General features: G+C 63.6%; 6 protein-coding genes. 4 read left to right on the top strand and 2 right to left on the bottom strand.

Annotation, left to right across the window (positions count from 1 at the left end; genetic code table 11):
* Positions 1–164: 164 nt before the first annotated feature.
* Entirely contained in the window at positions 165–422 is a 258-nt protein-coding gene (locus KY459_13420; GenBank protein ID MBW3565714.1) for a type II toxin-antitoxin system PrlF family antitoxin, read from the top strand.
* A gap of 3 nt (positions 423–425) precedes the next feature.
* Positions 426–833: a PIN domain-containing protein gene (locus KY459_13415; GenBank protein MBW3565713.1), complete on the top strand. Its 408-nt coding sequence runs from the start codon at positions 426–428 to the stop codon at positions 831–833.
* 289 nt (positions 834–1,122) lie between these two features.
* On the opposite strand, the gene KY459_13410 is transcribed toward KY459_13415, so the two are convergent.
* The gene (locus KY459_13410; protein ID MBW3565712.1) at positions 1,123–6,666 is read right to left on the bottom strand and encodes an Ig-like domain-containing protein; all 5,544 of its coding nucleotides are present in this window, start codon (positions 6,664–6,666) and stop codon (positions 1,123–1,125) included.
* Between the two features lie 61 nt (positions 6,667–6,727).
* On the opposite strand from KY459_13410, the gene KY459_13405 reads away from it, so the two are divergent.
* Both KY459_13405 and KY459_13400 read left to right on the top strand, forming a co-directional pair.
* Complete coding sequence (locus tag KY459_13405; protein MBW3565711.1) at positions 6,728–6,970, top strand: DUF433 domain-containing protein; 243 nt, start codon at positions 6,728–6,730, stop codon at positions 6,968–6,970.
* On the top strand, positions 6,967–7,332 hold the full coding sequence (locus KY459_13400) for a DUF5615 family PIN-like protein (GenBank protein ID MBW3565710.1): 366 nt from the start codon (positions 6,967–6,969) through the stop codon (positions 7,330–7,332). Before KY459_13405 ends, KY459_13400 begins: the two co-directional genes overlap by 4 nt.
* Positions 7,333–7,346: 14 nt before the next feature.
* Here the strand turns inward: KY459_13400 and KY459_13395 are convergent.
* Positions 7,347–10,574 (bottom strand): hypothetical protein (locus KY459_13395; protein ID MBW3565709.1); only part of this gene is annotated, 3,228 nt, incomplete at its 5' end.

Raw genomic sequence — 10,574 nt, 5'->3', positions numbered from 1 at the left:
TTGCGAAAAATCTGGGAAGCCCTGCCAGTGCAACAGCCCGCAGCTCTGGCGAGCTGCGGTTCGGCCGGACTGGCTTCGGCGCTACACGACGTCCCATCCGGTTCCGAGCGTCCACTTGAAATTTGGAGAGCAAATCCTTACTTTTAATAGTAGAGGTAAGGGAAATGGCGAGCTCGAAAATAACCAGCAAGGGCCAGACGACCGTTCCGAAGGAGGTCCGTGACGCGCTTGGGCTCGAGACCGGCTCCCGCATGGTGTGGGAGATCGAAGGTCGAACGGTCAAGGTCTCTCCCCTGGAGGCCCACCCCTTTCTCCAGCTCGGGGGATCCATCAAGACCGGACCGGGGGATATCGCCGAGGACATCCGCAAAGCTCGCGAAGCATGGGGCGCTGAGCGGAACCGTCGCTCACAGGAGAAGTAAGTCCTGGACTCCGTCGTCATAGATACCAATCTCCTTCTGTCGCACCTTACTGATCGCGATCCAGACCAGAACCAAGCGGCGCTCGACCTTTTCTCCGAAAGTGATCGCCTGCGATTCCACGTCCCCCAGTTCGTCTTGTTCGAGCTGCACTTCGTACTGAAGAGTGCGTACGGTCTGGCGCCGGCCACCATCGCGGCACTTCTGGAGCAGACCTTGTCTTTCCCGGCGCTCCACGTCATCCACGAGCTCGATATGAGACGTGTATTGAATCTCTGGCCGGACGTAGTCCCACACCTGACGGACGCCGCTCTGACCTCGGTTGCGATCAGCCGAGGATGGCCGGTCGCAACTTTCGACCGAGATCTGAAGAAAAGGCTGCGGAAGCTGGAAGTTCCGGTGTGGAAGCTGTGACGGGCGAGCGGAGACGAGGGGCGAGCGGCGCGCGGAGGGGCGAGGGACGGGGGGTCCGCCCAGGATGCACGTTGAAATCTGCGGTCCGGCAGGTTGGGACCTGCGCTACGCTTAGGCGCTCGCTGCGCTACTGGTCGCTGTGAGCCTGCAGCTCTGGCGAGCTGCGGTACGGCCGATTTGGCAATCGGCGCTACTCTGCGCTGCGCGCTCGTCGCTCGAAGCTCTCGCCCTGGCCTCGAGCTCCTGGTCTCCAGCCCCTGATCCCTGGCTCCTGACTCGTGGCTCCTGATCACTGGTGGTCCTCCGCGGGGGTAGTCGAGTAGGCGCCGACCGGCTCGGAAACCTCGACGGAGGCGGGCGACAGCGGTCTCCCCTCCTCACCGGTACGGACCGCGCCGGAGAGGAGTCCTTCGCCGTCTCCCGCAACCGGCTCGTCGCCGCTGCCGGAGAAGGTTCGCGTGTAGGGTGCGTCCAGCGGCTCGCCGTCGTCGCGCAGCAACCCGGTCGTGACGTCGAGGGTGAACGAGTCGGCCGTTAGGTCGAGCGACGGGGTCACCGTGACCCTCGAGCCGGAGACCGCGATCGATGTCGACACCGTCTCGCCGGTCGCGCGGGTCAGCGTGATCGTCGAGGAGGTCGCACTCGCCGGGTCGAGACTCGAAGAGAAGTCGATCGTCAGTACGTTCGTTTCGCGGTCGAAGCTCGACGAGACGACCTGGAAGCGATCACAGCTGATCCGGATGCAGGCTTCGGCCGCGGGGGAGAGTGATCCGTCGATCCCGACCACGCGCGCGCGGAGGAGACGATAACCGTCGCGGCCGTCGAGCGCGAGCTCCACCTTCCAGACGCCAGCGGAGGAGGTCGTCGCATTCAGCTGAAGCGTTCCCTGGTCGATCCGCACACGCGAGCCCGCGGGAGCCGTGCCGGTCAATGTCAGACTCGACGCGCAGGTTACGCCAACCGGATCGATCGTCGGAGCGCTCGAAGGAGCCGTGCCCACCGTCGTGAAGGTCGAGCTGAACTGCTGTCCGAGCGGCACGCCCGCAATATCAGTTGCCGCGGTTCCGAGTGTGATCGTATAGGTCTCCCCTCGCTGCAGAGGCGCGGCGGGAGCGAAGCTCAGCACTTCTCCGTCGAGGTCGACGACACCGGAGAGGACCGTGCCGGCAGAGCTCGTAAGAGAGAACGCGGAGCGAATGGAATCGCGATCCATCGCATGTCCGAAGAGGAGCAGTGGAAGCACGCTCGTGTCGACCGACGTCGCTCCCGGTTCGGGGTAGACGCTGGCGACGGCGGGAGCGTCGGAGAAGCGTTGCAGCGAGATGACGAATGACGCTCCTGCGCCGTCCGGCTGCGTGATCCGCGCGACGACCGGCGTCAGTGTGGAGAGGTCGCTCAACGGCACCGTCGCTTCGAACTCGTAGGTCGTCGACTGCGTCGAACCGGCAGGAGCCACTCCGGTCGAGGCGATCGCGGCGAGCGTTCCATTCACGTCGATGTTCGAGGAGGGTGCACCCGCTGCGCGGCCTCGCACGAAAATCGAGGTCGCGGAAGCACCGAGTGCCGTCTGATCGAGCGGAGAGTCGATGACGATCCAGGGGCGCGTGTCAGTCCGCTCGATCGCAGCCTGCGCGGACGCGGCACGACCCGTTCGGTCCTCCCCGGTGACCGTCAGTGTCGAGGTACCCGTCGAGGCCGGTACGTCGTTCACGACGAATGCGCCGTGGGTGTCGGAGAACCACCGCACACTCGCCGGAATCGTCCCGATCTTAAGAGTCACCGGATCGAGATCACGCCAGGTGCCACTCACCTGCACAGTGGATGCACCGGTGCGGAAGGTTCCGCTCGGCGAGGTGATCACGATCTTCGGGAGGTTTTTTTCGTAACGGATCGTCGTCGTATCGACCGCCACATTTCCGAGTGCGTCACGCGCGGTCGCGCTGATCTGATTGACGCCGTCGGTCAGGAGCACATTCGCCGAGAAAGTGGAGCCATCCCAGGCCGCCACCTTCCCGTTGACGAGTACTTCCGTGGCCCCGTCGGCCGTGCCGTTCACACTGATCTCACCACCGGCAGCGGTAAAGATCGAGCCATTCACCGGCGAGCCGATCGTTATCGATGGAGCTCCGGTAACGCGGTGGAGTGTGATCATCGCGGGATCGCCGGTCGCGCTTCCGGTCTCGTCGGTGCAGCGGACGGTGATCGTGTTCGCCCCTTCAGCCGGTAAGTTGACGGTCGTGCAGAAGGTGCCGTCTTCGAGCGTCACGGGTGAGCCGTTGACGGTTGCGCCAGCCGCCCCGCCGACTCTTCCGCCGAAGCGTGTCGAGGTCGCGGCGATTGCCGAACCGTCAATGGGATCGAGCCCTTCGATGAAGCATCCCGCAACCGGGACCGGGCCTCCGACCTGGAAGCGTCGCTCGATGCGGCTCTGGTTACCCGCTTCGTCCGTGGCGACGGCGATCGCCGTGTGCCATCCATCCGCCGCGGTCGTAAACGGCTCGGTGACGAGCCCGGCGTCGACACGCAGCGTCGTCGTGACCGTTCCCTCGAGGTCGGACACGGAGGTCGTGAGTGCCGGCGCGCTGTCGAAACGGTCGTCCTGACGAAGCTCGACACCGTCGGCGAGGATCGTGAGCGACGGCGCGGTGAAGTCCGCTTCCACCGTGACACTGGTCGAGGTGGTCACTCCCGTATCACCGGTCGCGGCGACCGTGATCGTGTTCGCCCCGGCGGTGAGTGGCCACCCCGTAACGCGGAACCTTCCCGTTGCATCGACCGCCACGCTCTGCTCGCCACCGTTGTGGTCGGCGACCGTGACCGATGCGACCGAGCCGGCACTCGGGACGAAGCCGTCGATGACGGTCTCGCGGCGATTGGTCTTCGTTCCGTCTACCGGTGAGGTCACGACGATTGCCGGGGGGAGGCGTGGGCGCTCGATCTCGATCGAGGCGGAGGCGCGATTGCCTGCCGCGTCGAGCGCGGTCGCAACGATCACGGTGTCGATCAGATCGAGCGCAACCGAGGCAGTCCAGTCCGTTCCGCTGAGCGTCGCAGGTGTGCCGTTGACCGAGACATTCGCCGCCTCGTAGGCACTTCCCATGACGGTCACGGCCGAGCCCTCGACCTTCGCGCCCGCGGCGGGTGAAGTGATCGAGACGACGGGGGGAGTCGCGTCGATCGAGAACGACACCGCGGCGGATCCGGTGTGCCCGAGTGTGTCGGTGGCCGTTGCCGAGAGGTTCCACGTACCGTCGCTGGTGATCACCGTGCCGGAAGTGAATGTCGAGCCGTTCAGCGTTGCCGTGATCGTCGCCTCGGGATCGGTCGAGCGGATCTCGGGTGTGACCGGGCGACGGTAGACCGCCCCATCGGAGACCGGCGTGCCGTTGTCGAGTATGTCGACGGCCGGCTCAGTGGTGCGGATGGTCACCTCGAGTGCGATCTGCGAAGCGTTCCCGGCCTCGTCGTTCACCTCGAGGGTCATACGATTGCGTCCTTCGCCGAAGCCGGGCGCGCCGAAACTGAAGCTCGTACCCGACACGACACCCTTCCTAGCCACGCCGTCACCCGAAGTCAGCGTCGCGGAGCCGACCGGCTCGCTGGCGGAGCCGGTGAGGGTCGAAGGGAGCGACCCGAGGAGAGCGCCGTTTTCGGGATCAGTCGAAGTAATGGTCGGGCTCGTCGTATCGATCGTGAAAGTGATCGAGCTCTCCGAGCCGTTACCGGCGCAATCGGCCGCACTGACGAGAAGGGCATGGTCCCCTTCGGCGATGATCTGCGTTCCCGACTCCCATGGCTCGCCGTCGAGAGTCGCGGTGAAGGACGCTTTGGAGTCCGCGTCGTCGATCCGTATCTGCGGAGTGACGGATCGTGACAGAAGCGTGCTCGTGAAGGGCTGTCCGTTCTCGATGATCTTTATCGTCGGTGGAGTGCGATCGACGCCCAGAGATACCGAAGCCGATCTCTGATGCCCCGCACGATCGACGGCGACGACCCGAATGCGCCACTCGCCTTCGGCAGCGATCGGAAGAGATGTGGCCCACGACCCGTCAGCAGCACGGATGGCCGCGACGGAATCGAGGACTGCTTCGTCACTCGAGGCAGAGACCGATACCGATTCCAGATTGGGATCGGTCGCTTCCGCCACGATCTCGATGACGTCGGCGTTCGTGCAATGGCCGCTCGACGGCGAGAGAATCTTCAGTGTCGGGGCGATCGTGTCGAGAATGATCGACCGTTGCATTGTTGTCACGTTGCCCGCTCGATCTTCAGCACGAATCGACAGAGCGTTCGATCCTTCCACGAGCGAGACAGGCAGGCTCCAGTGACGGGTGAGCGGATCGATCGCTGCGTCCGATCCGTTCACCGTAACGACGATCGCATCGTCAGCAGCACCGGCGAGAACGATATCGGCCGTAGCGACGACCGCGGCCTCCTCATGGGAGTCGAGTGTGATCGCCGGTGGAGTCTTGTCGACGACGAAAACGACTTTGCTCTCGGTCTGCCAGCCCACCGCGTCGGTGACGAGCGTGTGCAGCTCCCAGGCTCCCTCGTCTCCGACCGGAGAACCTTCCCGGTAATTCGTCCCGGTTGCCACGGGGCCGAATTCGTAAATCGCGCCGTTGAGAGTGGCGGTAACGGTCGTCGCTGTCAGGTCCAGGACGTAAAGACGAGGCACGATCGTCCTGTTCAGATGTACTCCATCATCCAGAGCGTTGTCGCCCTCGTAAAACGCGACCTGAGGCGGGGTCTTGTCGATGACGAAATCGATGGCGATCGCGGAACGATTCAGCACCGCGTCGAAGGCTTCTACCTCGAGTCGGTGGAATCCTTCGGTTGCGACTGTCGAGCCGGAGACGAACGAGTCTCCGTCGAGAGTCGCCTTCCAGCTCGGTGAGGGATCGATGTCGTCGACGACCGTGATGGCCGGGGTCGCGTCGCGATTGAACATCGCGCCGTTCGCGAGAGAAAGATCGTTCTCGGTGACTGTGATCTCCGGCGGAGTGACGTCGATCGGGGACTTTGCCCACAGGTCGTCCAGATACGACTCCCCCCTGACGGCGGCCCACATTCCGATCCGGCCGGATGTCAGGCGCGAAGAAGCGTCGTCGAAGCCGTCGATCTGCCACTGGGAGGGCTCCGGATCACCATCGACCCAGAATCTGGCGCGCACGCGCGTAACCGTGGGAAGTGCATCCGCCTGGATGTAGAAGCGGTACCACGTGTTCGGCTCGAGGGTGACGCCGCTGTCGATCGAGCCGCCGAGCAGGCGATCGTCGGGCGAGAACCATTGCATCGTGAGGTCGTTCGATTCCGCCCGGGACCAGAGGCCGATCATGTAGTAGGAATCGACTTCCGGATAGGAGGAAAAGAATGTGATGCCGATGGCGGAGTCTTTACGCGTCCGTACGAGCCTTCCGGTGTACTCGAAACGACCCGTCCCGTCGAAGGTGTGCGTGGTGAGCGTCGAGAACGTTCCGATGCGCGGCGTTTCTCCAGCCGGCATCCCGGACGCCTGGACGGTTCCGTAGACGAGGTTCGAAGCGTTGGCCCCTTCGGTCGGATCCGTTCGGACTTTGTAGAGCCCGTCCGCCTGCGGCTTGGGCTTTCCGACCGGAGTATCGAACCAGCCGGGAGGATTGTCGTTTCGCTGATAGCTCTGGAAATCGTCGGCGTACTCGACTTCCGGCGGCGGGGTCTGCGCGGAGAGGGGAAGTGCGAAGAGGAGCAGCAGCCAGAAGCCGGGATTCAGGAGCCAGGGGAGCGGGGCGCGCGGAGCAGCGGCACGGGCGGCTGTAGTCCTTCCATGCCATCGTCGCGTGCCGCTGGACACTCGTCGTTCTTCGGGATTATCTGGCGTTTCGCGATCGGTTCCTCCAGAATGGGTAGACATCATGGAGATTTTCGAGCGCATTACGCGCGACCCCAAAGTCATGGGTGGGCGGGCCTGCATCAGAGGAATTCGCTTCACGGTCAGCAATCTGCTCGATCTCCTCGCCTCGGGCCACAGCGATCGTGAGATCCTCGACGCATACCCGTTCCTCGAGCCTGAGGACATTCCAGCGGCGCTTCGGTATTCGGCCTGGGTCGTGTCCGACCGTGAAGTCGAACTGCCCCGGCGGGTTGAAGGCGCTTGAAGCTTTTGCTGGACGTCAATCTTCCAGCCTCCCTTGCGGACGAGCTCCAAAGATCCGGAGTCGAAGCCTCCTCCTGGCTCCAGCTCGGTGATCAGAGCGCTGGTGACCTCGAGATTGTCACCTTTGCGTCGGCCAACGGGTTCACGATCGTCACTAAGGATCTCGACTTCGGCGAGATCCTTGCGCTCAATCGACAAACGTCCCCGAGTGTAGTCCTCGTAAGAATTCGGGACACCCTTCTTGCAGACCTGAGTGTCCGACTTGTCGGCCTCGTGAGAGCGGAGGGTGAAGCGCTGTCCCAAGGGGTCCTCGTAACGATGGAGGAGAGCAGCACGAGAATTCGATTTCTCCCGATACTCTGAAACTCGATGTCTGCTCACTGGGCACCCCGTTCGACGCTTACGCGATCGATCGTCACTCGTCCTTCGAGCGTCCGAATCGCGAGGCCGCTGAGCGTCTGGCCCGCAACTCCCAGGTCGTCGACCGGTATCGTCACGCGTGTCCATTCATCCCACTCCGGAATCGATCCCCGGGACAATGGTGGTGTCGTGGTGGTGATGAGGTCTTCGCCCCAGTAGACCGCGTGGTCCCACGTACCAGCGTAGACGTCGAGCAGCAGTGTCGTCGGCGGATCGCACTCATCGGGCAGAATCCAGACGACCAGGCTGTCACCCGAAAGGAGCGTGACCGGATCGAGTGAATCGAAAACGTGCTCGGTCGTGACGTCCGCCGCAGTGAGCTCGAGCGCGGTGAGACCACTGACCACGTGCGTAGTCGACCAGAGCCCGGTCCCCGTCTCTACACCGGAAGACTCGTCGAGCCAGATCTCGTCGTGCGGTAGCGCAAAGGGGGCCGCCGGATCGGTGACGCAGGTATCGATTCCCATCAGGTCGAACCACACTTCTCCGTCGTAGACTTCTATGGAGAGACCCGAGGCCGTGATCCCCGCCAGACCGAGCTCGGCAGCGGAGATTTCGAGTCGTTCCCAGGCTCCCGATCGAGGGATTGGACCGACGACGTGCTTCTCCGCGGTCGTCGTAATCAGATCCTCACCCCAGTTCGTCACGAGCTCGTTCGTTCCGTCGCTCCAGGTGAGCACGATCTCGCGCGGCGGATTACATGGATTCACGAGTGCATGGAAGGCGACTACGTCACCATCGACCGTTGCCAATCCCTCCGGTGCGGCCGCGATCGCGTACTCGCGCAGGCCTGCCGCTGCTGCAAAGTGGAGAGAGGACGTACCGCTCTCTGCCTGATCCGTCGTCCAGACACCTCCCGTTCCGCTCTCCGTCGCTCCTGCGGGAGCCGCGTCGTCGAACCAGGTCGAGGCCAGTGGCGAAAGAGCCGAGGGAGTGATCGCCGGCATGGGGCTGCATACGCGAACCGTGACGTCGGAGGTGACGGTCGAGCCGTAGCTGCCGGAGAGAGTCACGAGCTCATCGACGGAAGGTGTACCGGCGCTGAGACTGAAGATCTCGTACGTGAGCCCTTCGTTCACAGCGACTGAAGAGGGAACGGAGGCTACCACGTCGTTCGTGCTCGTGAGAGTCACGACGGCCCCGCCTGCCGGTGCGGCCCCGTTCAGCTGGACGACTCCCGCGAGCGTCTCGCCGGGCCATGCTTCTGTCCGCTCGAACCGGACAGAGGTGAGCTCGGTCTGAGGCGCCGCCTCGACGGTGAGTGTCGCGGACGCAATCGTCACGAATTGAGCTGTGACCGTGACGTCCGTGGCAGAAGCCGGCTCGGTCGTCGTGATCGTGAACTGGGCACTCGAAGAGCCGGTCGGCACGATGATGCTCGACGGCGTTGAGGCGATCGAGGGATCACTGCTCGAAAGCGCCACGCCGATGTCGTGCAACGCGGCGTACTGGAGGGTGACCGTCGCGGTCGTCGAGGTTCCACCGGCAACCGAGCTCTCGGTCAGAGTGAGACTCGAGAGCGAGTTGGTCTCGACGATCGATCCCGGGACGGATACGGCCGGGCTCGAGAGTGGCCACGTGTGGGTGTCGGTCGCATAGATCGTGAAGGTGTCACCCGCGATTCCGGATACCGGGAGCGAGAAGCTGCCGTGACTCGCCGCGGTCGTGGTGAACTGTTCGGCCGTACGGCTGTTCGTTGCGGTGACGGTGAGCGGCTGGTCGTCGTCGGAGACCGCACCGGCAGAGCCGATGATGGTGGTGCCGGTCGGCTGCGAATCGATCGCGATCAGCGACGCGTCGACCTGGGGAGCAGCCAGATTACCGTTCGTGAAGGACGCGTTGGTCAACTGGACGGGAGTCGTACTCAATACCGGATCAGGTGAAAGCGCCGAAGCCCCCTCGATCTTAACCGCATCGAACCGGTAGACGCCCTGCCATTGGTCTCCGGGCTCGACGCTTGCGGTCCCCGACCCCGCATTCGACTCGAGTGTCACCGCTCGGTCGCTGATCGATCCCTCTGCGATCTCCCAGACCCCCTTCACCACACCATCGGCTCCTGTGATCTCGACCCAGTGCCCCTCGAAGTATTCGGGGATCGTCTTCGCACGATCCGTCACCAGCGCCGATCCCGTGCTTCCCGTTTGCGCCGTTCCAGCTCCAAGCGACGGCAGCACCGTCGAGTTGCTGCTGTTGATCCCGCTGTTGTCGATCCGCAGATCTCCATACTCAGCGCTCGCGTCTCGAACAAAGATCGTTCCTGCCGCAGAGTTCCTGTACGCGGTACTACTGCTGCCAGCCCCCTCAGACGCGAGGTTCTCTCGCCAGGTGCCCGATGCCGCTGTCGTGTATTCGATCGCGACCGCACCACCTCCACCAGCTCCATAGTCGATCGTCAGAGGCCCGCTCGCACCAATCACACCGTCGCCGTGGATCTCCTCCGCCCGGATCCACACCGAGCCTCCTGCTCCACTCGCTCTATCGCCCCCTCCATCCGCGAGGATCGATCCGTGGATCACCAACGATCCTGCGTCGATCTCGACCCGTCCGCCTCCCCGGAACCGGTCGCCTCCTCCCCCAAGCTCTCTCGGTCTCGTCACGCTCCCATAGGTCGGTCCCGACGGGCGATCACTGTAACGGCCGCCTCCTCGACCCATGTGACTTCCACCTCGATCATAGCCAGCCTGCACACTCTCGCTCGGGTGCGTCTGGTCCGGCGCGTACCCTTTCCCGCTCACGTCGATCGATCCACCAGCGTCGATCGTCAGGGTCCCGCTCACTTCGAGCTGTAAGCCACTCTCCAGTCCTGCCGGATGACTCAGAGCTCCTCCTGTAATCACCCTCAGATCTGTCGTTCTCAACGTCTCCGCTTCGATGTTTCCACCAATTGTCACCGAAGACGCTGAGACGTCTCCGAGTAAGACTCCATCGTCGTAGCGAACATCTGCCACCACTACCGGGTCTTCGGTGGTCACTCTCGATCTACCTTCTACATGAACCGCATCGAACCGGTAGACGCCCCGCCATTGGTCTCCGGGCTCGACGCTTGCGGTCCCCGACTCCGCATTCGACTCGAGTGTCACCGCTCGGTCGCTGATCGATCCCTCTGCGATCTCCCAGACCCCCTTCACCACACCATCGGCTCCTGTGATCTCGACCCAGTGCCCCTCGAAGTATTCGGGGATCGT

This window comes from Acidobacteriota bacterium (genome assembly GCA_019347945.1).
In the GTDB taxonomy this organism is placed as follows: Bacteria; Acidobacteriota; Thermoanaerobaculia; order Gp7-AA8; family JAHWKK01; genus JAHWKK01.
The sequence above is the reverse complement of the archived record's forward strand: the minus strand, read 5'-3'. Positions and strand labels throughout refer to the sequence as shown.